21 protein-coding genes are annotated in these 22,731 nt (G+C 54.2%); 18 read left to right on the top strand and 3 right to left on the bottom strand.

Going from position 1 to position 22,731, the window contains the following annotated elements; all coding sequences use genetic code 11:
• Window positions 1-83: 83 nt before the first annotated feature.
• Complete coding sequence (locus tag E1757_RS13690) at window positions 84-1,133, top strand: anthranilate phosphoribosyltransferase (RefSeq protein WP_133228919.1); 1,050 nt, start codon at window positions 84-86, stop codon at window positions 1,131-1,133.
• Between the two features lie 375 nt (window positions 1,134-1,508).
• Here the strand turns inward: E1757_RS13690 and E1757_RS13695 are convergent, their stop codons facing one another.
• On the bottom strand, window positions 1,509-2,012 hold the full coding sequence (locus E1757_RS13695) for an NUDIX domain-containing protein (protein ID WP_133228921.1): 504 nt from the start codon (window positions 2,010-2,012) through the stop codon (window positions 1,509-1,511).
• 223 nt (window positions 2,013-2,235) lie between these two features.
• Between E1757_RS13695 and E1757_RS13700 the strand changes: the two genes are divergently transcribed.
• From E1757_RS13700 to yajC, 15 genes are all read left to right on the top strand, one after another.
• Window positions 2,236-2,715 carry an ACT domain-containing protein gene (locus E1757_RS13700; RefSeq protein WP_246079188.1) on the top strand — a complete coding sequence of 160 codons (480 nt, stop codon included), beginning with the start codon at window positions 2,236-2,238 and terminating at the stop codon, window positions 2,713-2,715.
• Window positions 2,716-2,809: 94 nt separating this feature from the next.
• A complete protein-coding gene (locus tag E1757_RS13705; RefSeq protein WP_133228923.1) occupies window positions 2,810-4,096 on the top strand; it encodes a homoserine dehydrogenase in 1,287 nt (428 codons plus the stop codon).
• A gap of 7 nt (window positions 4,097-4,103) precedes the next feature.
• Window positions 4,104-5,165 (top strand): threonine synthase, encoded by a 1,062-nt coding sequence (gene thrC / locus E1757_RS13710; protein ID WP_133228925.1) that lies wholly within the window; start codon window positions 4,104-4,106, stop codon window positions 5,163-5,165.
• Window positions 5,166-5,177: 12 nt separating this feature from the next.
• Window positions 5,178-6,152, top strand: coding sequence for a homoserine kinase (gene thrB, locus E1757_RS13715; protein WP_133228927.1), 975 nt, complete (start codon window positions 5,178-5,180; stop codon window positions 6,150-6,152).
• A complete protein-coding gene (pheA, locus tag E1757_RS13720; protein ID WP_133228929.1) occupies window positions 6,149-7,027 on the top strand; it encodes a prephenate dehydratase in 879 nt (292 codons plus the stop codon). The genes thrB and pheA overlap by 4 nt, the downstream gene beginning before the upstream one ends.
• 5 nt (window positions 7,028-7,032) lie before the next feature.
• Complete coding sequence (ilvE, locus tag E1757_RS13725) at window positions 7,033-7,911, top strand: branched-chain-amino-acid transaminase (protein ID WP_133228931.1); 879 nt, start codon at window positions 7,033-7,035, stop codon at window positions 7,909-7,911.
• A gap of 624 nt (window positions 7,912-8,535) precedes the next feature.
• Complete coding sequence (locus E1757_RS13730; RefSeq protein ID WP_133228933.1) at window positions 8,536-10,335, top strand: LysM peptidoglycan-binding domain-containing protein; 1,800 nt, start codon at window positions 8,536-8,538, stop codon at window positions 10,333-10,335.
• A 322-nt stretch (window positions 10,336-10,657) separates the two neighbouring features.
• Window positions 10,658-11,323 (top strand): BofC C-terminal domain-containing protein, encoded by a 666-nt coding sequence (locus E1757_RS13735; protein WP_133228935.1) that lies wholly within the window; start codon window positions 10,658-10,660, stop codon window positions 11,321-11,323.
• Between the two features lie 246 nt (window positions 11,324-11,569).
• Window positions 11,570-12,073 carry a crossover junction endodeoxyribonuclease RuvC gene (ruvC, locus tag E1757_RS13740; protein ID WP_133228937.1) on the top strand — a complete coding sequence of 168 codons (504 nt, stop codon included), beginning with the start codon at window positions 11,570-11,572 and terminating at the stop codon, window positions 12,071-12,073.
• Window positions 12,070-12,705, top strand: coding sequence for a Holliday junction branch migration protein RuvA (gene ruvA, locus E1757_RS13745; protein ID WP_133228939.1), 636 nt, complete (start codon window positions 12,070-12,072; stop codon window positions 12,703-12,705). Before ruvC ends, ruvA begins: the two co-directional genes overlap by 4 nt.
• Window positions 12,706-12,729: 24 nt before the next feature.
• The gene (gene ruvB / locus E1757_RS13750; RefSeq protein ID WP_133228941.1) at window positions 12,730-13,734 is read left to right on the top strand and encodes a Holliday junction branch migration DNA helicase RuvB; all 1,005 of its coding nucleotides are present in this window, start codon (window positions 12,730-12,732) and stop codon (window positions 13,732-13,734) included.
• 221 nt (window positions 13,735-13,955) lie between these two features.
• Complete coding sequence (locus E1757_RS13755; RefSeq protein ID WP_133228943.1) at window positions 13,956-16,121, top strand: SpoIID/LytB domain-containing protein; 2,166 nt, start codon at window positions 13,956-13,958, stop codon at window positions 16,119-16,121.
• Between the two features lie 7 nt (window positions 16,122-16,128).
• Window positions 16,129-17,190, top strand: coding sequence for a tRNA preQ1(34) S-adenosylmethionine ribosyltransferase-isomerase QueA (gene queA / locus E1757_RS13760; protein WP_133228945.1), 1,062 nt, complete (start codon window positions 16,129-16,131; stop codon window positions 17,188-17,190).
• Window positions 17,191-17,217: 27 nt separating this feature from the next.
• Window positions 17,218-18,357, top strand: coding sequence for a tRNA guanosine(34) transglycosylase Tgt (tgt, locus tag E1757_RS13765; protein ID WP_133228947.1), 1,140 nt, complete (start codon window positions 17,218-17,220; stop codon window positions 18,355-18,357).
• Window positions 18,358-18,387: 30 nt separating this feature from the next.
• Entirely contained in the window at window positions 18,388-18,714 is a 327-nt protein-coding gene (gene yajC / locus E1757_RS13770; protein WP_133228949.1) for a preprotein translocase subunit YajC, read from the top strand.
• A 159-nt stretch (window positions 18,715-18,873) separates the two neighbouring features.
• Here the strand turns inward: yajC and E1757_RS13775 are convergent, their stop codons facing one another.
• A complete protein-coding gene (locus E1757_RS13775) occupies window positions 18,874-19,233 on the bottom strand; it encodes a TIGR04086 family membrane protein (RefSeq protein WP_133228951.1) in 360 nt (119 codons plus the stop codon).
• Window positions 19,234-19,575: 342 nt separating this feature from the next.
• Between E1757_RS13775 and E1757_RS13780 the strand changes: the two genes are divergently transcribed.
• Entirely contained in the window at window positions 19,576-20,280 is a 705-nt protein-coding gene (locus tag E1757_RS13780; protein WP_133228953.1) for a DUF421 domain-containing protein, read from the top strand.
• Window position 20,281: 1 nt separating this feature from the next.
• On the opposite strand, the gene spoVB is transcribed toward E1757_RS13780, so the two are convergent.
• The gene (gene spoVB / locus E1757_RS13785) at window positions 20,282-21,847 is read right to left on the bottom strand and encodes a stage V sporulation protein B (RefSeq protein WP_133228955.1); all 1,566 of its coding nucleotides are present in this window, start codon (window positions 21,845-21,847) and stop codon (window positions 20,282-20,284) included.
• Between the two features lie 314 nt (window positions 21,848-22,161).
• Between spoVB and E1757_RS37065 the strand changes: the two genes are divergently transcribed.
• Window positions 22,162-22,707 (top strand): post-transcriptional regulator, encoded by a 546-nt coding sequence (locus E1757_RS37065; protein WP_133228957.1) that lies wholly within the window; start codon window positions 22,162-22,164, stop codon window positions 22,705-22,707.
• The last annotated feature ends 24 nt before the right edge of the window (window positions 22,708-22,731 follow it).

A 22,731-nucleotide genomic window follows, 5' to 3' on the forward strand; every position in this document is an offset into this window, starting at 1 on the left:
TCATATTGATAGACGTTTTAACGATGTACGGATGAAAGCTTCGCCGTGGTTAACTTATGATGACTTGAAACGGGGTGGACAGCATGAAGCAATGGATCAAGGCGATAGGGTCGGGCAGGATAGGTTCGAGAGATTTATCCTATGATGAAGCGGTGGCCGCTGCCCATGCCATCGCTCGCGGCGAGTCGACGGATGCCCAGACGGCCGCGTTTTTAATGGCAATGCGGATGAAAGGCGAAGCGGACGACGAGATGATGGGTTTTATCGATGTGTTTCGCAAATATTCGCAGCCGTACCGTTCGTTTTCGGATTCGCTTAGCTGTGCAGGCCCGTATGGCGGAAGGCATTATTTTCCGGTCACGCTGCCAGTCAGTCTGCTCATTGCGTCTGTCGGCTTCCCGCAGGTACTGCATGGCAGCGATGCGCTGCCTCCCAAGCGCGGCTCGTCTTTAAAGGAGCTGCTCGAAGAGCTGGGCGTTCAGGTGGAGCTCGATCCGCGGGATTGGGAACATATTTTTTTAACCATTCATATCGGATTTATTTGGACAGATGCTTTATGTCCGCCATTCGGACGCGTTCGCGCAGTGCGGGAGCAGATGGGGCTTAGAACTTTTCTGAATACGGTCGAGAAAGTCATCAACCCGGTGCACTCGCAAAATATGCTGATCGGCGTCAGCCCGAAAACCGCCATGGACCAGATGATTCATTTGCTCAGGCAATCGGGCTTCGATACGGCTTATATGATTCAAGGGATCGAGGGCTCCGAAGATGTGCCCTTATCCAAAACAAGCGTCATCCGCAAAGTGACGGCGTGGGGCGATGAATCGAACACGATCGATCCGACGACGTTCGGGTTTCGCGGCGGGCCGCTGGAAAAAAGCACGAAGGAAGAACAGCTGCGTCTGTTAACCCGGGTTATCGCGGGGGACGATGCGGACGAGGTGCGTAATGAACGGGAGCATGTCATTTTTAATACGGGCCTGCGTCTGTATTGGTTCGACAAGGTGGGCTCGTATGAGGAAGGCTTCCAGCTGGCCCGTTCACTGCTGCAGCGGAAGGAAGCGCAAAAAATGCTCGACAAATGGCGGGAGCTCAGCCGCAAAAGCGGACAGCGCCAGCGGCAGGCGAATTGATAGCGGCAGGATCATACGATTAGCGTACGAAAGAGAATGTCGATGAGTCGGGATAAGACTGGAGAATGGTTTCAGGGCGAGTTTCGATTTCAATTCCATTTGGCCGGAGGCCGCGGGGGCTCCCCGAACGGAAGGCCGAGAGTTGCTTGCACTCTTGACGAAACCCGGCGGATATGGGTTTACGGAATCGGCTTCGATGCCGGAAAAAAAGCGAATAGACCTCCGGGAGCGCCATGATGGTGGGCACGGAGGTCTTTCTGCGTTTACGTCTGATCAGCCGACGCGAATCTGGAAATATAAGAAAAATGACGGTTGGTGCCAGTTTGACCGTTCGTTCATTGTCTTTCGGAAACGAGTAATGATGACTGCTCTTGCCTATACGGCGCCGGGATCGCATAATGCGGTCCAATGAACGGTCGGCTGTGCCGTATCGGTAAATCCGGCCGTCCCGACCCATATATGGGGAGCGGGTCCGTTTTGTAAATAATGTTCGAGCAAGCGGTGAAAAATAAATGGGATTTCACGCTGCAGCGCCTCTGTCCGCGGAATCCAATGAAGCACGCCTTCATCGGTTTGGATCGTATCTCTGCGGGCGGTGTATCCGGAATAGACGAACTGCTGGCGCAATTCCTGCCGATTGGCGCGTATGAGGATGTATCGAAGCCGCAAATCGATGATTTCGTCTTCGCGCAGCCCGGTTTCCTCATAGATTTCCCGCAAGCAGGCGGCGCGCGGATCGTTCAGCTCCTCCGGCTCCAAATGACCGCCGACAGCGGCCCACATGCCGGGATTCAATGTGCGCTGGGGCGACCGTTTCATCATTAACAGGTCGTTGCCGTTAAACAGCATAGCGGTAGCTATCATACGTGTACGGAACAAACGAATCCTCCCCTTTACATAGAGCGGTTGTACGGTTTTTAGCCTGCCTGTACCGTGAATTCCTACCCACTGTATCATGGATCGGTACCGCTTCCTAGAGTACAGTTGTGGAAATTTGATGACACCTGCCTGAACTTGAAAAATGCCTATTGCCGGATAGCGCTGTTTTCGATATAATGTCCACTATGTAGAAACATTCGTCTTTTTAGAGAGGACTGTTACCGTGCTGGATAAAAAAACGGCAGAGATCAAACCAATCGGCCATGAGCATGAGCGTTACTATTTGGTCAGGGAAGATATTTTGCCTGAAGCGTTGGTTAAAACCGTCCAGGCGAAGGAACTGCTGGCCCGGGGGGAAGTAAAGACGATTCACGAAGCGGTTGAGCAGGTGGAGCTGAGCCGCAGTGCCTTTTACAAGTACAAGGACGGAATTTTTCCACTAAGCAAGCTGGAGCGGGAGCGGATCGTGACCATTTCGATGGATTTGGAGCATCGTTCGGGCATTTTGTCCAGGGTGCTGGCGATGATTGCAGGACTCGAAGGAAATGTGCTGACGATCCATCAGACGATTCCGCTGCAGGGTGTGGCTAATGTGGTCATTTCGGTGGAAACGTCGCAGATGAGTGAGAATGTCGCGTTTTTGCTGGAACGGCTGCGGGATCAGGACGGCGTCAGCCGGGCCGCGTTGATCGGCCAAGGCTAGCAGGGAGCCGATTGCGGCGGGCTTATTGCCCAAGGCTGTCAGACTGATCCATACAGATAGAGACGATGAGTGATAACTTGGAGGAGGAACCTATATGAAGCCAATCAAAGTGGGGTTGCTGGGACTCGGTACTGTCGGTACCGGCGTGGTTCGCATCGTGGAAGGACATCAGCATGACTTGTTGAGCCAAACCGGCGCGGCCATCGAGGTTGCGAAAGTTTTGGTGCAGGATAAGAGCAAGACAAGGGCGGTAGCCGTACCAGCCGACAAGCTGACCGAAAGTCCGTGGGATGTGATCGAAGATCCGGAGATCGATATCATCGTGGAAGTGATGGGCGGCATCGACCTGGCCAAGCAATACATTATCGAATCGCTGGAGAGGGGGAAGCATATCGTCACGGCGAACAAAGATTTGATGGCGCTGCATGGTCCGGAAATTTTGGCCAAAGCCGCCGAAAAGGGCTGCGATGTGTACTATGAGGCCAGCGTGGCGGGCGGTATTCCGATTATCCGTACGCTGATCGAAGGCTTTTCGTCCGACCGCATTACGAAAATTATGGGCATTGTCAACGGGACGACGAATTACATTTTGTCCAAAATGAGCCAGGAGGGCGCAGCTTACGAGGCCGTGCTGAAGGAAGCCCAGCAGCTCGGCTACGCCGAGGCCGATCCGACATCCGATGTGGAAGGCTTTGACGCCGCCCGCAAAATGACCATTCTCGGAACGCTCGGCTTCCATTCCAACGTTGCGCTCAGCGACGTTTCAGTGCGCGGGATCAGTCAGGTTAGCAAGGAAGACATCGCCTACGGCAAACGGCTGGGCTACGAAGTGAAGCTGCTTGGCATCGCCGAGCGCAACGACGATCGCATCAGCATCAGCGTGCAGCCGACCATGGTGAAGATGTCGCATCCGCTGGCCTCCGTGAACGGCGTGTACAATGCCGTGTACGTATACGGCGAAGCGGTGGGCGAGACGATGTTTTACGGTCCGGGCGCTGGCGAAATGCCTACGGCTACTTCGATCGTCGCGGATTTGGTCGCCGTGGTGCGCAATTTGAAGCTGGGCATTAACGGCCAGCGCGGATTTTCGCCCTATAAGGAGAAGAAGCTGAAGACCGACGAGCAGATCGCCTCGAAAAACTTTATTTTGCTGCATGTGGAAGATAAAGCAGGGGTTCTGGCGCAAATTACGCAGGTGTTTGCCGAGCATGAAGTAAGTCTGGAATCGGTGCTGCAGCATCCGAACGCGCTGAATCCGAAAGCGGAAATTATCATTATTACCCATGACGCCAACCAGGCGGCAATGAAAAAAGTGTTGAAGCAGTTCGAAGCGATGGACGTTGTCCACGCCATCAAGAGCGTATACCGAGTGGAGGGTTAATATTCAAATGAGATACATGGGACTACTGCAAACCTACAAGTCGTACTTGCCTGTTACCGACAAAACGCCGATGCTTACTTTGCAGGAAGGCAATACACCGCTCATTCATGCGGAAAACCTGTCCAATGAACTGGATCTCGATATTTACTTCAAATACGAGGGCTTGAATCCGACCGGTTCCTTCAAGGACCGCGGCATGGTGATGGCTGTAGCCAAAGCGATGGAGGAAGGCAGCCGTACGATCATGTGTGCTTCGACCGGCAACACCTCGGCAGCGGCGGCGGCCTATGCGGCACGCGGCGGCTTGAATTGCATCGTGCTGATCCCTAACAACAACATCGCGCTCGGCAAATTGGCGCAGGCGATCATTTACGGCGCAAAGGTCATCGCGATCGAAGGCAACTTCGACCGCGCGCTTGAGATCGTGCGCGAGATTACGGCGAAGCATCCGATCACCCTGGTCAACTCGGTTAATCCGTTCCGGATCGAAGGGCAAAAAACGGCGGCCTTCGAGGTCGTTGAGCAGCTTGGCAAAGCGCCGGATTACTTGGCGATTCCGGTTGGCAATGCCGGCAATATTACCGCCTACTGGAAAGGCTTCAAGGAATTCCATGCCGCAGGCAAATCGGCGTCGCTGCCGAAAATGATCGGCTTTGAAGCCGAAGGCTCCGCCGCGATCGTGCGTGGCGAACCGATTCCGAACCCGGAAACCGTCGCGACGGCGATCCGCATCGGCAATCCGGCTACATGGCAGGGCGCCGTTGCCGCCGCGAAAGATTCCGGCGGTCAGATCAACTATGTGACCGACGAGCAAATCCTGCATGCGTACAAGACGATCGCCGCGCGCGAAGGCATCTTCGCCGAGCCGGCATCGGCGGCATCGATCGCCGGCGTGATGAAGCTGAAGCAGGAAGGCTACTTCGAGAAAGGCCAATCCGTCGTCTGCGTATTGACCGGACACGGCTTGAAGGATCCTAATATCGCGATCAAGAGCGTGAACGGCGATCCGATGGTCGTAAAAGATTCGGAAGAAGCGGTTATGGACGCGATTCAAAAGCTGGAAAATTAAAGGAGTTTTATGATGGAGAACGGCAGCCGGAAAGTACGCGTCAAGGTACCGGGCAGCACGGCGAATTTGGGGCCGGGCTTCGATACGCTCGGGATGGCGCTTAACGTATACGCATGGATCGAAATGAGCATCGCCGATCAAACGATCATCCATTTGATCGGCGAGCAGATGAACGGGATACCGACGGACAAGTCGAATCTGCTTTACGAGGTGGCCCAGATGGTGTTCGCGAAAGCGGGCGTCAGCCATCCGGAGCTGGAAATATCGATGTACAGCGACATTCCGCTGGCGCGGGGCTTGGGCAGCAGCGCCTCGGCGATCGTCGGCGGCCTTGCCGCCGCCAATGCGCTCATCGGCAGCCCGCTGTCCGATGATACGCTGTTTCAGATGGCGACGGAGCTGGAGCAGCACCCCGACAATGTCGGGGCTTCGCTCTTCGGCGGCTTGGTCGTCGCTTTCTGGGACGGGGAGCGGGCGGAGCATATCCGCATCGAGCCCGACGACAGGCTGGAAGTGCTGGTGGCCATCCCGCACTTCCAGCTGCAGACCGAGAAGGCGCGGCATGTGCTGCCGCGCGAGCAAAGCCTGGCGAATGCCGTCTTCAACGTCGGGCATTCGTCCGTGCTCGTCGCCGCCCTCTGCACCGGGCGGCTCGACATGATTCCGCGCGCGATGAAAGACGCGCTGCATCAGCCTTATCGCGCCCCGCTCGTGCCGGGGCTCGGGCATATTCTCGCCGAGGCGACGGAGCACGGCGCGCTCGGCGTGGCCTTGAGCGGCGCGGGGCCGACGATGCTCGCGCTCGTGGAGCGGGACAGCTCCCGCAAGGCGGAGCTGGAGCGGTTTCTGCTCGATACGCTGCGCGGCGAGCAGATCGAGGCGACGCTGCTGTGGCTAAAGCCCGACAAGAGCGGCGTACAGGTGTTGACACACTTTGATGAAAGGTGTACATTATTCGAAAACATCAAAGGAGAGGTCCGCGCATGAAGCGAATCGCGCTTTTAGGACCAGGTACGTACACCGAAGAATCGGCGCATCATTTTTTAGGCAATAAAGCGTTCCAATACGTCAACTGCAAGCTGATAGACGATGTTTTTATGTCAACGGTTAACGGAGCGAGCGACTACAGCGTCATTCCGATCGAAAACACATTCGACGGTTCCGTCCGGCTTCATCTGGATTGGCTGGCGAATGAAGTCGATCTGCCGATGCAGGCGGAATGGGTGTATCCGATTTCAATCAGCCTGCATGGCGTGCGGCCCGTCGGAGAATCGCTGGAGGCCGACTGCCGCAGCCTGACCAAGATCATTTCACACGGCGTCACCTTGACGCAGTGCCGGCAGTTTTTGCAGCGCTATTTGCCCCACGCCGAGCTGGAGCAGGTAGGCAGCAACGGCGAAGCGGCCAGGCAGGTGAAGGAATTGGGCCGTCCGGACGTGGCGGCGCTGGCGCCGTTTTCGGCGGGGCTTCTGTATGGCTTGGACACTTGGGCCCGGGATATGCAGGACCACCATAACAACTATACCCGGTTCGTGCTGGTCGGCAACGAGCCGATTCGGCTGGCGGCGGAGCCGAGCTCGACCAAAACGACCATTCTCGTCACATTGCCCGAGGATTATCCGGGAGCGCTGCATCAGATGCTCTCGGCGTTTGCATGGCGGCGCATCAACTTGTCGAAGATCGAATCAAGGCCGACCAAAAAGAAACTTGGCACTTATTATTTCTTTATCGATATCGAGGCTTCGATGGATTCCGTTTTGCTTCCTGCAGCGCTTCAAGAGATTGAAGCCATCGGCTGTCAGGTTCGCATATTGGGCTGTTATCCCACTTATACTTATGATCCTTTACACGCGGAGGTGTAAGAGAAATGGCGCAAGTTATTTACTTAAACGGCAAGTATGTGAGCAAGGAGGATGCGCAGGTTTCCGTCTATGACCATGGTTTTTTGTATGGCGACGGTATATTCGAAGGCATCCGGATTTACAACGGCAACATCTTCAAATCCAGGGAGCATTTGGACAGACTGTACGATTCGGCCAAGTCGATCATGCTCGACATTCCATTGAAGCAGACGGAAATGCAGGAAGTGTTGAGCGAGACGATCCGCCGCAACGAGCTGCGCGACGGTTACATCCGTCTGGTCGTATCCCGCGGCCCCGGAGACCTCGGGCTTGATCCGCGCCGTTCGCCCAAAGCGAACGTCATCATCATTGTCGAGCAGCTGTCGATTTATCCGGAGGAAGCATACATCAACGGGCTGAAGACCGTATCCGTATCGACCCGCCGCAATGTGCCCGACGCCTTGAATCCGAAGATCAAATCGTTGAACTACCTGAACAATATTTTGGTTAAAATTCAAGCCAACCTGGCCGGCGTGGGCGAAGCGATCATGCTGAATTCACAGGGCTATGTGGCGGAGGGCTCGTCCGATAACATTTTCATCGTGAAACGGGGGGTTATATATACGCCTCCATGCTACTGCGGTGCGCTGGAGGGCATAACCCGTGCGGCGATTATCGAAATCAGCCAGAAGCTCGGCTATACGCTCAAGGAAGAGCCGTTTACGCTGCATGACGTGTATGTCGCAGATGAAGTGTTTTTCACCGGAACGGCCGCGGAAGTTATTGCGGTTCGCGAGGTGGATGCGAGAACGATCGGCGAAGGCAAGGCGGGTCCGATTACGACGCAATTGCTTAAGGAATTCCGCAAGCTGGTTGAAATCGACGGCGTCAAAGTATACGAGTGAACTCGTTCAGCTATGCTGAACATCGGGGAATCAGATGGGGACTTTACCCCACCTGATTCAAGGCCCACCTTAGAGGTGGGGGTCTTAACCCGATAAAGTCGTAATCGAATAAATCATTCTGCGAAATCAATAAACGAAGAACCCGCGCATCGGGCGAAAGCTGGTGCGTTGCGGTTCTTTTTTTGTTTCTTAAGCGATCCGCCCGGGCAGCCATCCCTTCAACGAAAGGCGCCCCCGTTTGGCCGCAAACGGGATGTTGCGCCTCCATGAATCCTCCGCTTTGGCAGAGTCAACTTAAATTCTTCCCGCTGCCGCTTGGCGGGACTGGAACGGTCCGGTGATCCGCATGAACCGGCTTCCGTATTTGCCGGAGGCTTTTTTTGCAACGGCTTATGCGTATTTTTTTCTGGAAATGATGGTCAATTGCCCACCTTTCTGCATAGACTGTAATGTCATTTTGTTTAGGTGCATGAATGTGGTTCAAATGTTTTTTTCATGCGGGGAATACCGCCATTGTGAATTGCAGTGCAAACGAAGTGTACGTTAGTGGAGAGTCCTTTCTGGGGATCCTTGGAAATAAGGGACAGGAAAGCATCTCACGAAAAACCCAAGGAGGTTTGTGCAGTGAAGATTCATATGGTAAAGAAAGGCGACACGCTCTACGACATAGCCAATAAGTACAACGTAGAGCTGGATAAGTTAATCGCGTTTAATCCGCAAATCGCTGATCCTAACGTGATTGAAGTCGGCATGAAGGTGAAAATCCCGACCGGGACGAAGCCTGCCACTCCGCCGGGCGACTATCTTTACAAGCATGTTGTGGTACAGGGCGATACGCTGTGGAAGCTGGGTAAGGCATGGAACGTCCCATTGCAAAACATGATCGAAGCGAACCCGCAGTTGAAAAACCCGAATGTGCTGATGACTGGCGAAATTGTCTTTATCCCCAAAATGAAGCAGCCTACAGCCCAGCATCCGGAGAATTACCCGCATCATAAAAAGAATACCTCGTATATCGCGCCTGCTCAGGAAAATGAGAATGTGCCCGTTCTTCCGATCCATGCGGTAGAGAACAAAATGCCTGAGATGCCCGTTCTTCCGATCCAAACGGTAGAGAACAAAATGCCTGAGATGCCCGTTCTTCCGATCCAAACGGTAGAGAACAAAATGCCCGAGATGCCCGTTCTTCCGATCCATACRGTAGAGAACAAAATGCCCGAGATGCCCGTTCTTCCGATCCATACRGTAGAGAACAAAATGCCTGAGATGCCCGTTCTTCCGATCCATACGGTAGAGAACAAAATGCCCGAGATGCCCGTTCTTCCGATCCATACGGTAGAGAACAAAATGCCCGAGTATCCGGTACTTCCGATCCAAACGGCAGAGAACTATATACCAGCGATGCCCGTTCTTCCAATTCATACGGTTGAGAACAAAATGCCCGAGTATCCGGTACTTCCGATCCAAACGGCTGAGAACTACATGCCAACGATGCCAATCTCGCCTGCGGCCGAGCATGGAGCCAACGAAATGTATGGAGCGCCTTATGAATCCGCCCAACAATTCCCGGCTTATGAGAATAACGTTCATTACGGGGCTGAACAAGCGCATGACATGAATCCGTTTATGCAGTTTCAAATGCCTGCAACCGAGGTAGCCTCGTACGGGAAAGCGCCCCAGTATGCCCCTATGGCGGAAATGCCTTCTATGGGAAACGTTCCCTTCGAGCCGTACCAAGCAGCCATGCCGCTGCCTGCTTACCCGTCGTATCCGCAGCATCCCGTTTATCACGACTGCGGCTGCGGCGGACCTGCCTTCCCTGCGTATGAGCAAGGAATTCCTTATCCGTATGCGCCGAATATGGAATATCCGGCAGCGGAGCAGCCTACCGCTGTCCTGCCGGCCTACCAGTACCCGCATGCGCCGAATATGGAATATCCGGCTGCGGAGCAGCCTTCCGCTGTCCTGCCGGCCTACCAGTACCCGCATCCGTTTCAAGCCGAGCCTTTCGCTTACGGTATGTACTGCATGGATATTCCTTACTCGCCGATGCCTTACGACAATCTGGCCATGACGAGCGCATATCCGAATATGGGCTACCCGATGCCTGCTTTCCCCTTTTATGGAAGCCCGTATGCGGTTGGTCACAAAGGCTGCAACTGTGGCTGTCATGACAGGACTGGCGAACAGGCGCAAGCTGCGCAAGCTACGCAAACTGCGCAAATTGCGCAAACGAGCGGATCGTCTCAGGCGCCGGCAAAAAGTACCCGTAAAACGGAGAAAGTCAAAGTGAAGAATACGAAAAGCTCGCGCAGAAGATCCAATAATTTCGAAGCGACGCTTCGGAAGCTTGCCCAAAAAAAACGCCGCAGAACCGGTTCCTCCAAAGTGAATGAGCGCAGAAGTCCATGGATCAACGTATAAAGTGAACTCGTTCAGCTTTACTGAACATCGGGGAATCAGATGGGGACTCTACCCCACCTGATTTAAGACCCACCTTAGAGGTGGGGGTCTTAACCCGATAAAGTCGTAATCGGATAAAACGATAGCCAGACTATTGCCGGAAGCGGAATGCTTCCGTTTTTTGTTGCCTCGGCGCTATAACGATCCGTTCTTGAATGCCATATGGAACCGCCGCGCTATATCTCGTCCGACCGTTACCTGTGCAGCTGCCATCTGTATAAATATCCGTATTCATGGCAAAAATAGTAAGAACTATTCGGTATATAAAAAGGGGATACGGAAGATGCTTTTCAGCTTGCTTGGCAAATTGAAAAAAAAGCTGCGTTGGAAGCGTCGATGGCTGACTTTGGCGGCCGTATTACTGCTGGCCGGAATCGGCAGCCTGGCCGTCGTGCTGCTGCGGGACAAGACTCAAGCTACGGATTTGAAATGGACGTCGGCGGAGGAAGTGTTTACCCGACAAATCGATCAGGCACAGCCGGAGGAAGAAATTCAGGCGATGATTAAACAAATTGAAGGGCAGCGCGAGGCGTATGCTCAAAAATCATATGTATGCGGCGAAGAAGTACAGCGGCTTGGCCTCATGACCGCGCAGCAAATTTTGCAATATCATAAAGACCATCCTTTGTTGACTGTCAAAATAAATTCAGCAGGCGGCGTCATTTTTAACGAGCAGGTCGAGGATTTGTCGCCGCAATGTAAAACCAACGCCTATTTCGGAATGGATGCTAACGGTAATTTATCTTTGTTCGAAGGCATGCCGGGAGACAAGCAGGTAATCCGCACGTTTTTCCAGCTCAATATCGAATTTCTCGAGAGCAGTTTGCCCCGCGAGACGGTGAAGCAGCTGTACCGGGGAATCCCGGTCAGCAATCTGGATGAATACAACAGCGTGCTATCCACCTTTGCCGATTTTGCGGTGGAGGAATCGAAAAAAATATTACAATAAAGCTCCCGTAAGCAGTCCGCCGGTATAAACGGCGGGCTTTTTTTGATTTAGGAAATTATGCGCGGCAAATTTCTGCGGATAACCGGGGTTCTTCCGAAAGGGATCGGAATAAGCTTCTGAGAAACGGCTTCACCTTGGAGGCAGGTATTTTGTGCCTTTTTGGACGTGTTCAGGAGTGGTAATTTCTGATATAATGGGCAGGTGAACACATATGTTCGCTTTTGGAACGATGGGAGAGTGCCAGCAGTGCGGATTATGGGGATCGACCCCGGAATCGCAATCGTCGGTTTCGGATTGATAGATAAACAAGGCAGCCGGCTGGTGCCGGTTCAATACGGCTGCATCCAGACGGAGGCTCATACGGACAGCGCGCTTCGGCTGAAGATGGTATACGATTCGATGGTGCAGCTGATCGATACATACAAGCCCGATGCGGTGGCGATAGAGAAGCTGTTTTTTAACCGCAATGTGACGACCGCGATGTCGGTGTCGCAAGCCAGGGGCGTTCTCTTGCTGGCGGCGGTACAGAAAGGACTGGAGCTCGGCGAATATACGCCTTTGCAGGTGAAGCAGGCGATCGTCGGCTATGGCAAAGCCGAGAAGAAGCAGGTTCAGGAAATGGTGCGCATGTTTTTGCGCTTGTCCGCAGTACCGAAGCCGGACGATGTTGCCGATGCGCTCGCAGTTGCGATCTGCCATGCCCATTCCAGCGCGATGCAGCAAAAAATAAACGAGGTACATAAACGATGATTGATTTTTTAAGAGGTATCGTGGCACATAGGGAAACCGAATATGTCGTGCTCGATGTGCGCGGGGTGGGCTATCGCGTTTTTTGCGCGAATCCGTTCGCGGTTCCTGGCAAAGACGGGGAAGAGACGACGCTGTACATTCATTATCAGGTACGGGAGGACGCCCACCTGCTGTTCGGTTTCACGACGCGAGAGGAACAGTCGCTGTTCCGGCTGCTGCTGGAGGTGAACGGGATCGGGCCCAAGGTGGCAATCGGCGTGCTGGCGGGCGGCCGGCCGGAAGTGATTGCGGCTGCAATTCAGCAGGAGAATATCAACTTTCTGGTCAAGCTGCCGGGCATCGGCCGCAAGACGGCGCAGCGGATGATTCTCGATTTGAAGGATAAGCTCGGCGCCATTCCGTCGGATAAGGGTTCTTTGTCCGTTGTGACGGGCGGAGCGGACGCTTATACGGCCTTGCAGGGCGGGGACGCCTGGAGCGAGGCGAGGGCGGCGCTGCAGGCGCTCGGTTATACGGAGGCGGAGGCCGACAGTGCCGGCCACGCAATCAAGCCGAAGCTGCAGGGAGACGAAGCCGTCGACGCGGTGATGAAGCTGGCGCTGCAGGCGCTGTATCAGCAATCGGCGCGCTAATGCGCGGGGAGGGGAACGGACATCATGGAAGACCGGATCATATCCGCCCATCTGATGATGGAGGAGCAGGCGATGGAGTTCAGCCTGCGTCCGCGCTATTTGGCTGAATATATCGGTCAATCGCAAGCCAAAGAAAATTTGAAAATATATATCGAAGCGGCCAAGATGCGCAAGGAAGCGCTCGACCATGTGCTGTTGTACGGTCCTCCGGGACTCGGAAAAACGACGCTGTCCAACATTATTGCGAACGAGCTGGGTGTCAACATGCGCACGACCTCGGGCCCGGCGATTGAGCGTCCGGGCGACTTGGCCGCGATTTTGACCAATCTGCAGGAAGGCGATGTGCTGTTCATCGACGAAATCCACCGCCTCCACCGTACGGTGGAGGAAGTGCTGTACCCGGCGATGGAGGATTTCGCGCTCGACATCATTATCGGCAAAGGGCCAAGCGCCCGCTCGGTCCGCCTCGATCTGCCGAAATTTACGCTCGTTGGAGCGACGACGCGCGCGGGACTGTTATCCGCTCCGCTGCGCGACCGGTTCGGCGTCATCAGCAGGCTCGAATATTATAACGTTGACGAGCTGACGTATATCGTAAGCCGGACTGCCGATATATTGGACGTCCAGATCGTCGGGGAAGCTGCGCGCGAAGTGGGGATGCGGTCCCGCGGAACGCCGCGGATCGCCAACCGGCTGCTGAAGCGTGTACGCGATTTTGCACAGGTTAAGGGAGACGGCATCATTACGCTGGGGATTGCCCAAGCGGCATTGATCAGCATTCAGGTAGACAGCCTTGGCCTCGATGAAATCGATCATAAAATGCTGCGAGCCATTATTCAAAGCTTTCAGGGCGGCCCCGTCGGGCTGGATACGATCGCGGCTACGATCGGGGAAGAAAGCCAGACGATAGAGGATGTATACGAGCCTTACCTGCTGCAGATCGGCTTTCTGCAGCGAACGCCGAGAGGGCGGATGGCCACGCATTCGGCATACCGGCATCTCGGGCTGCCGATTCCGGAGAACCGCTAATACATAGGTTAGCAATAAGATGATCGGGATGGTTATCGATAGGAATGACCGGTAAGTCTATCGGTTAAATGGGATCGGTACGGGATGATCGGCAAACCGTGCGGCGCTGCTTTGTTGAGCATTCAACAAGACGGCGCACATCATCATGAGAAAGGGGATTGCTGACATTGCTGAACAGGGGAGATACATATTCTTCAAGCCGCTTGCATAACGGGACAAATATGAAACGTATCGTCAGCAAGTGGCTGACTGCCGCATGCTTGACTGCCTTGGGTGCGGGCGTCGGTATCGCAGCTGCGGCTCTGGGACCTGCGCATGCGGTTTATGCGGCGGCTGTGCCAAAGCTGGACATGGTTCGGGTCGGTCTGTTTATGGATACGGGCAAGTACAGCGCGAATACGCCGGCAGTCACTTTGTTTTCCGGTAAAGGCCTGGATATCGGCTTCTCGAAAGCCGCAGCCGGTACCGGCGCAAACGGAGCGGGGAACGGAGGAGACGGGACCGTTTTGGCTTCCGTCGATAAGTCGAACGTCAGAGCTTCTTTAGACGCGCATCGCGTGCTGCTGTGGGAAACATCCGATGCGGCGCAGGCGAAAGCGCTCGCGCAAAAGCTCGGCGACGCCAACACGGAAGCGGCCGTCCTGCAGCGCATGAAGCAGGGGAAAGCGGCTTACCAGGTCAGCGTTGGACCGTACGCTTCGAAGGAAGCCGCTGCGGCAGCGCTGACGAAGCTGCTCGCGCTGCCCGAAGTCGGCAGCGCAGTCAAAGGCTTCGCATCCGTTACCGGCCCGCTGCATTGGAATGCCGGCGTGTATGCGGCTGAGGCGCAGGCGCAGCAGCAGGCGTCCGCCATTGCGCAGGCCGGCTTTGATGCGGATGTGGCCGTCCTTGACGTCGCGGCGGGTGCACCCGCGTACGCGGTGCTGGTCGCGGCGGCAGCCGACGCCGCCGAGCTGAATACGGCGAAGCAGCAGCTGAGCGCTGCTTTTCCGGGGCTGGCGCTGCAGCCTGTCGATCCGGCGGCGTCGTACGTGCTGAAGCGTGCCGAGCTGGACGCTTCGCCGGACAGTCAGGCGGCCGGAGCGTTGCAGCGTTTGCTGCTGGGCGGCATGGGCATAAAGGTGGCTGTTTCGCCCAAGCCGGCCGAAACGGTCAATGTGCTCGAGCGCGCGGAGCGAGCCTACCGCGGCGGCCTTGAGCTATCGCGCCTGAACGGCAAGCTTGCGGTAGTCAACGAGCTGCCTGTCGACCAATATTTGGCCTCGGTCGTCGGCTCGGAGCTTAACAAGGAGTGGCCGTTGGAAGCGTTGAAAGCCCAGGCGGTCGCAGCCAGGACTTATATGCTCAGGCAAGGCTTGAAATACCAGATCGCACATGTGTCCGACAGTACGATAGATCAGGTTTATAAAGGGGCCGGAGCCGAATTCGCCGAGGCTCAAACCGCCGTTTCGGCGACTCAGGGCGAAGTGCTTGCGAATGCGTCCGGGTTGATCGACCCACTGTTCAGCTCCAATGCGGGTGGGAAGACGGCCGAATCGACGGAAATATGGGGGAATAAGGTCAGTTATTTAAAAAGTGTGGAGACGCCTGATGAAGGGGCGGAAAAAGGGAAGGCCGTCTGGTACCGGATCGTGCTGCCCAATGGGAACGCCGGCTATATTCATTCTTCTTACGCGAAAGATACGGGGCAAAAAAACGCCGCAGACCTTCCCTACTACGAATCGAATGCGACCGGCGTCAGCGTCCGCACAGCGCCATTTGTCGATAATGCAACGAATCCGGCCTTGTTCAAAGTGGACATCGGGGACCGGTTCGTCGTCTTCGACCAGGCCGTCGAGTCGAACGCCTATTCATGGCTGCGGGGCCCGTTCGAAGGGGACAAGCTGAAGGAGAAAGTCAATACGGTGCTGGCGCAGCCGATCACAGGCGCATTGGAACGATTGGAAATATCCGCTCGCGGCACTTCAGGCCGCGTTACGGAAATGAAAGCGAACGGGCAAGCATTGAAGCCCGCCAACCCGGATGCGCTGCGCACCGTTTTCAACGGTCTGCCCAGCACCCGGTTTGAAATTGAGGAAACGGGCAGTTATACTATATTAGGAGCGAATAACAACGTGCGCAAGCAGTCGGCTGCTTCTCCCAACGTTGTGATCGCATCGGGCAGCGGACCGGCTAAGGAAGCGGCGGGACCGCAGCTTTTCATCATGGGCGGCAGCAACCGGGTGAGCATGAAGGATCGTTCGACGCGCTTCATTTTCAAAGGAAACGGTTCGGGTCATGGCCTGGGAATGTCCCAATGGGGAGCCAAAGGCTATGCCGAGCTTGGCTACGATTACAAAAAAATATTGCAGACCTATTATGATGGAGTCTCGATAATCAAGGAATGACGACAATATGCAGTTAGAATGGTTTGATTATGAATTGCCGGAATCGCTGATTGCGCAAACCCCGCTCAAGGACCGGACGTCCTCCAGGCTGATGACATTGAGCAAGGCGGACGGCAGCGTCGGGCATCGGCAGTTTGAAGATTTGATCGATTATTTGGAAGCCGGGGATGTACTCGTGTTAAACGATACACGGGTACTGCCAGCCCGGCTTTTTGGCGTGAAGGCGGATACAGGTGCCAAAGCGGAGGTGCTTCTGCTTAAGCAGCTTGATGGGGACCGATGGGAAGCGCTTGTCCGTCCCGGCAAACGGTTGAAGACGGGCGCGGTTATCGCATTCGGCGGCGGCACGGCCGAGGACGGCACGGAGAAGCCGCTGCTCACCGCGACAGTCGAGGAAGCAGGCGAGATGGGCAACCGCGTACTTCGCTTCGCCTATGAAGGCATATTCAACGAGCTGCTCGATCGGCTCGGTCATATGCCGCTGCCTCCGTATATCAAGGAGCAGCTTCCCGAACGCGAACGGTACCAGACCGTATACGCCAAGCATGAAGGCTCCGCGGCGGCGCCGACGGCCGGGCTTCATTTCAGCGAAGCCTATTTGGATAAACTGGAGCAAAAAGGAATACAATTAGCTTATGTTACGCTGCATGTCGGCTTGGGCACGTTCCGTCCGGTTTCCGTGGATGAGGTGGAGACGCACGAAATGCATGAAGAGTATTATGAAGTCGGCGAAGAGACGGCCGAACGGATTAATACGGCCAAAACGAACGGCCGCAAGGTGATTGCCGTCGGGACGACTTCGGCGCGAACGCTGGAAACTGCAGCCCGCGAAAGCGGCGTTCAAGGACGCATTCAAGCATGCAGCGGATGGACGGGGATTTTTATTTATCCGGGCTATACGTTCCAGATCGTCGACGCATTGTTGACCAATTTCCATCTTCCCAAATCGACTTTGCTGATGCTCATCAGCGCTTTGGCCGGAAGAGAGCAAGTTTTGGCGGCATACCGCGAGGCCGTGGAGCGGCGATACCGCTTTTTCAGCTTCGGCGATGCCATGTTTATTTATTAGCTAACGCAGGAAAGAAGTGATGAAATTTTGGCACCAGCAGTAACTTATGAACCCATCAAAACATGCAAGCAGTCGGGCGCGCGTCTGGGCCGGGTCCATACCCCGCACGGCGTTATCGAGACGCCGGCTTTTATGCCGGTCGGCACTCAGGCGACGGTAAAAACGATGAGTCCGGAAGAATTGAAGCAGATGGATGCGCATATTATTTTGAGCAACACGTATCATCTGTTTTTGCGCCCGGGCCACGACATTGTACGGCAAGCCGGCGGACTGCATAAATTTATGAACTGGGACCGTCCGATTTTGACCGACAGCGGAGGGTTTCAAGTATTTTCTCTCAGCGAGATGCGTAAAATTACCGAGGAGGGGGTTGCCTTTCGCTCCCATCTGAACGGGGACAAGCTGTTTATTTCACCGGAGAAATCGATCGAAATACAAAATGCGCTCGGTGCCGATATTATCATGGCCTTCGATGAATGCCCGCCATTTCCGGCCGAGCACAGCTATGCCAAGCAATCGCTCGAGCGTACGACGCGCTGGGCGGAACGCTGCCTGCAAAGCCACAGCCGCCCGGACGATCAGGCGCTGTTCGCGATCGTACAGGGCGGCATGTACGAAGATTTGCGGAAACAAAGCGCTGCCCAGTTGACTTCCATGGATTTCCCGGGGTATGCTATTGGAGGATTAAGCGTAGGCGAACCGAAGCCGCTTATGTATGAAGTGCTCGATTATACGGTACCTATGCTGCCGGCTCATAAACCGCGCTATTTAATGGGTGTCGGCTCTCCCGATGCGTTGGTGGAAGGGGCGATTCGCGGGATCGATATGTTCGACTGCGTCCTGCCTACACGGATAGCCCGCAACGGTACGGTCATGACCAGCTCCGGCAGGCTCGTCGTCCGCAACGCCAAATATGCCGATGATTTCGGCCCGCTCGATCCGGAATGCTCGTGCTACACGTGCAAAAACTATTCCCGCGCATATATCCGGCATTTGATCAAAGCGGATGAAACATTCGGTATTCGGTTGACGACGTACCACAACCTGCATTTTTTGCTTGAGCTGATGCGTCAGGTCCGTCAAGCGATTCGAAATGACGCTTTGCTCGACTTCCGCGATCATTTTTTTGAAAAATACGGATTGGATGAAAACGGAAAAGGTTTTTAAACGTATAGTATAAGGAAAGGGGGGTTATCGATGCCGTTAGTTGCTCAAGAAGCTGCTGCTGCTCCGGGATTGGAAGGGTATTTAGTTACATACGGTCCGTTGGTGTTAATGTTTGTCGTTTTGTATTTCTTATTAATCCGTCCTCAGCAAAAGCGTCAAAAGACGCGCAGCATGATGCTTAACAACTTGAAAAAAGGGGACAAGGTCGTCACCATCGGTGGTTTGCACGGAACGATTTTGGAAATAACGGACGACACCGTTGTTCTTCGTGTTAACGATGTAACCAAGCTGACGTTCGAGCGTTCTGCGGTTAACGCCATTTCGGCTTCCGCAGCCGCTGCGGAAGAAAAAAAGTAGTCCGATCACAAAACAGCCTCCATTCGCTACATGCGATGGAGGCTGTTTTAGTGCCCGGGTACGATGCTCGCGCGGCCATTTCCTGCGAATAACCTGGGGCCCCCGATACAATCGGCATTAGCTTCAGGAAAATTGTTCACTTTGGGGGATTTATGCAGCTTACTTTTTCAGATTGACGCCGATCATGCCGCCCAGACCGCCCGCCAAACAGGATAGGCCCAACAAGTACAGGGTTTGTCCGGAAAGTCCGGCATCGTATGCCAGAAATCCGATCATCCAAACAATGAGCGTATACACCAGACCGAGCATACTTCCATGATACCAGCCTTTGCTGAAGCTTTTTTTCCCGGAGACAATGCCTCCCACAAACATGGCTACGCCATGAATGCTCATGGTATAGCTGAACAGGGATGTTTCCTGCAAATTGGTCGCAAGCATAAGCAAAGATGTCATCAAGGTGCCCAGCAGCATGAAGATCATCGAATACAATAAGCCGGAAAAAAGAGGGGATTGTTTCATACCTGGTATTCCTCCAATCAACCTAAGGTCCTGCCTCTGGTTCTCTTATCACATTGTATGGGCACGTACCACAAAATAGTACAGGTTGGTCAGGCGCAGGCCGGACTAATTTGGAGCCGTTTCATTGTGCAATCGGCTAAATGAAAAAGAGGTGCCGTCTTATTGCCAACAATTCGTAGACGAGCAAATTGCATGACATGTATAGGTTGAGGCCAAAATACCGATGGAAACAGCTTGCGGGGCAAGCCTGCCGTTCCAGCGAACGAACGTCTTGCCGCGGGCCGAAGCCGGCTCACATGAATGCCGAAGATGGGCAAAGCAAAGGTCTCAGGAGGGATAGCCATGGAGATGTGGACTCTTTTTTTACGTACCGTGTTGATTTACATTGTTGTTTTTTTGACGATGCGCATCATGGGAAAACGGGAAATCGGCAAGCTGTCCGTATTCGATCTGGTTATCTCCATCATGATTGCGGAGATCGCCGTTTTTGTGCTGGAAGATTTGCAAAAACCGCTGCTTGACGGCATCTTGCCTATGGTGACCTTAGTCGGGATTCAAATACTGATTGCTTTTATTTCGCTGAAAAGCGAAAAGCTCCGCCGTATTTTCGAAGGCGAGCCGACCTATATTGTCAAAAACGGGAAGCTGGATCGGGAAGAGATGAAAAACCACCGCTACAATCTTGACGATCTGCTGCTGCAGCTGCGGCAGAGCAAAGTGATGGATGTCGCCGACGTTGAATTCGCGATTTTGGAGCCTTCCGGCAAACTCACGGTGATAGAGAAAGAGACAAAGGACAAAGAATCTATCCCGGATCAACCGAACGCAGCTTCCGATGAGCCGCAGAAGTCATCGATCCGCTATGAAGGGCTTCCTGTAGCGCTCATTATGGACGGAAAGGTTCAGGAAGAAAGCTTGCGCAAGCTGGATAAGACTCGTTTTTGGTTGAAAAACGAGCTCCAGGCCAAAGGCATTAAAGATTTTAAGGACGTATTTTATTGCTCTTACGATCACCGCGGCAAATGGTTTATTGACCTTAAAAGGTAGCTCATTTGACGATTTTTCGTCCTATCCAAATAACCCGAAGAAGGTCGTTGCGGTCAACGAGCCCCATCAGCATCGACATCAATAAGTAAACCACAAGCCCCAAGGCGCAGGAGCTGACAAAGCGGATCAATTGTTCGGGTATCCAGCCCGTGTACATAACGGCGTAGCTTATTAACCCAGCTATGCCCATGGCCAGCGCAACCTTGGCAAAGTCCAGCATGTGCATGCGGAATTGAAGCAGTTTTACGACGCTGCGCCAATGCAGCAGTGTGACGAGCACAATGTTCAGATTTATGGCGATTATGGCTCCCAGGATGCCGAATTGCGGCTTGCTGGCGAGCAAATAGATGAGGGTTAGCTTGACGGCTGAGCCGATGAAGGTATTGATCAATGCGCTGCCCGGCCGCTCCAAAGCCTGCAGCGTCGCTTGCAGCGGAGCTTGAAAATAGATGAACAGCGCGACCGGCGCCATCATCTTCAGCATTGATGCGATCTGGCTTTGCCCGTATAAATAATGGCACAGCGGCTCGGCAAGCACGAGCATGATCATGGCGAACGGGGCGCCCGTCACCAGGGCAAGCTTTAACGATTGGTGGAGCCGCATATGAATCGTCTTCATATCGCCTCGCGCCGCAGCGTCCGATAAAGAAGGCACCAAGGATACAGACAAGGAGTAGGTCAGCGCGCTCGGCAGCAGCAATATCGGCATAATCATGCCCTGCAGAGCCCCGTATTGCGCCGTAGCCAGAGCGGTCGCGACCCCAGCCGCAGCCAAGCTCTGGATAATGAGAATCGATTCGAGAAAGTACGATAAAGAGCCGACCAGCTTGCTGCCGGTAATAGGTGCGGCCAGCTGCAGCAATTGTTTAAATTGTGCGCGGCGGCCCCAATTGGCTTTCGAACCGATATGAGCTTTCGGAGGACGCGGCGATTCCTTGCGGTCGCGGCGATAGTGGGCATACAGAACAAGCAGGGCGCCCAATTCTCCGATCATGACTCCGGTCATGGCTCCTGCAGCGGCATATTCGACTCCGTAGGGCAGCATAAGGTAGGAGAATGTCAGGACGGCTACAATTCGCACCAGCGTTTCCGTCACCTGTGACAGCGCGGTTGGAATCATATTATGCTTGCCTTGGAAGTAGCCTCGGATAACGGAGCCGACACCGGCGAAAAGAATGATCGGGGTCATGCAGACGAAGGTGAAAAAAACTCTTGAGTCCGTGAGCAGATGAGTGCTGATCCAACGGGAAGCGAGCAGGCTGATCATAGTAAACAGCAAGCTGAGCATGAAAGCGAATGACAGAGCCAACCGGAAGATGCGCCGCGCTCTCGCTTCGTTGCCTTCGGCATCCGCCGCGGCCACCAGCTTGGCCACCGCTATGGGAATACCTCCCGTAATCAGTGTCAATATGACGATCATGAACGGATACCCCATTTGATAGAGACCGACTCCTTCGGGTCCGATGATGCGGGGCAGCGCCATACGGGGAATAAAGCCAAGGATGCGGTTGATGACTCCGGCTGCGAGCAAAATGAGCGTTCCTTTGATGAACGACTGTTTCGTCAAGGCTTTTTTCCTCCTTAAAGCTTTCCTGTAAGGAAAGCTTGCATCGAAAGCATAAGCTAAGCTTTCCTGCAAGGAAAGCTTGCATCGAAAGCATATTGCATTGAGAGCATAGGCTTGGCTTATTCTTATGAATATGCGGAACCTGTCCCGATCCATGCACAATTTTTATGCATGACCCGTACGCCGGAGGAAGGATATTGTACAGGCAGCAGCGAAACAATATATGTTTGCCATTTAAATAAGTAAAGCAAGTGCGGGTTCAACGCTTACGAAGCAAGTTTTTGCGCCGCAAAAACGCTCAGGAGGAAGAGCAGATGGACTACGACAATCGCAAGAAGGACGCGACAGAAGACGCTGAACAAAGCCGCGCCCCGGCTTCCGCGGAACATACCGATAATGATGCTGCTAAGCATGAACACGGCCCGGAGTTCGCGGAGCGTGCGGATGTAGACGAAGATGAAGCGGTATCCGGTCATTATATAGAACAATCGGCGGCCGCTTTGGACGCCCCGGCGTACGATGCGCATACCGAGGCGGTGCCGCCCGGAGCGGAGGAGCCGGCATCAAGCCGGGACCGCCCCGAGGATGAGGAAGAAGCCGAAGCGGCGACGGAAAAGCTGACGGAAGCGGAACTTAACGTGGTCATTGAATCGATCTGCAACAGCAAGGCCGAGGAGTTTCATCTGCTGGGCTACGAGCATGTAACCGGCAAAGAAGTGTGGGAATGCGTTAACGACAAGTACAGGAAGACGGGGGTTCCCCTGCTGCATCAGGTGGTTAATGATATTTTATCGCTTAAAGCGACGCGGTTTATGCACTGGATGACAATGAGCATGTACAAGGAGAACCCTTTCCAATAATAACGGAAGGGTTATTTTTTTGCG

The sequence above is a fragment of the Paenibacillus piri genome, from assembly GCF_004354045.1.
GTDB classification, from domain to species: Bacteria; Bacillota; Bacilli; order Paenibacillales; family NBRC-103111; genus Paenibacillus_S; species Paenibacillus_S piri.

Bases quoted from the DNA above. Each gene is read 5' to 3' on its own strand.
- E1757_RS13690 (WP_133228919.1), top strand. From the start codon at position 84: ATGAAGCAATGGATCAAGGCGATAGGGTCGGGCAGGATAGGTTCGAGA.
- E1757_RS13705 (WP_133228923.1), top strand. From the start codon at position 2,810: ATGAAGCCAATCAAAGTGGGGTTGCTGGGACTCGGTACTGTCGGTACC.
- thrC (WP_133228925.1), top strand. From the start codon at position 4,104: ATGAGATACATGGGACTACTGCAAACCTACAAGTCGTACTTGCCTGTT.
- thrB (WP_133228927.1), top strand. From the start codon at position 5,178: ATGGAGAACGGCAGCCGGAAAGTACGCGTCAAGGTACCGGGCAGCACG.
- pheA (WP_133228929.1), top strand. From the start codon at position 6,149: ATGAAGCGAATCGCGCTTTTAGGACCAGGTACGTACACCGAAGAATCG.
- ilvE (WP_133228931.1), top strand. From the start codon at position 7,033: ATGGCGCAAGTTATTTACTTAAACGGCAAGTATGTGAGCAAGGAGGAT.
- E1757_RS13735 (WP_133228935.1), top strand. From the start codon at position 10,658: ATGCTTTTCAGCTTGCTTGGCAAATTGAAAAAAAAGCTGCGTTGGAAG.
- ruvA (WP_133228939.1), top strand. From the start codon at position 12,070: ATGATTGATTTTTTAAGAGGTATCGTGGCACATAGGGAAACCGAATAT.
- ruvB (WP_133228941.1), top strand. From the start codon at position 12,730: ATGGAAGACCGGATCATATCCGCCCATCTGATGATGGAGGAGCAGGCG.
- E1757_RS13755 (WP_133228943.1), top strand. From the start codon at position 13,956: ATGAAACGTATCGTCAGCAAGTGGCTGACTGCCGCATGCTTGACTGCC.
- queA (WP_133228945.1), top strand. From the start codon at position 16,129: ATGCAGTTAGAATGGTTTGATTATGAATTGCCGGAATCGCTGATTGCG.
- yajC (WP_133228949.1), top strand. From the start codon at position 18,388: ATGCCGTTAGTTGCTCAAGAAGCTGCTGCTGCTCCGGGATTGGAAGGG.
- E1757_RS13775 (WP_133228951.1), bottom strand. From the start codon at position 19,233: ATGAAACAATCCCCTCTTTTTTCCGGCTTATTGTATTCGATGATCTTC.
- E1757_RS13780 (WP_133228953.1), top strand. From the start codon at position 19,576: ATGGAGATGTGGACTCTTTTTTTACGTACCGTGTTGATTTACATTGTT.
- E1757_RS37065 (WP_133228957.1), top strand. From the start codon at position 22,162: ATGGACTACGACAATCGCAAGAAGGACGCGACAGAAGACGCTGAACAA.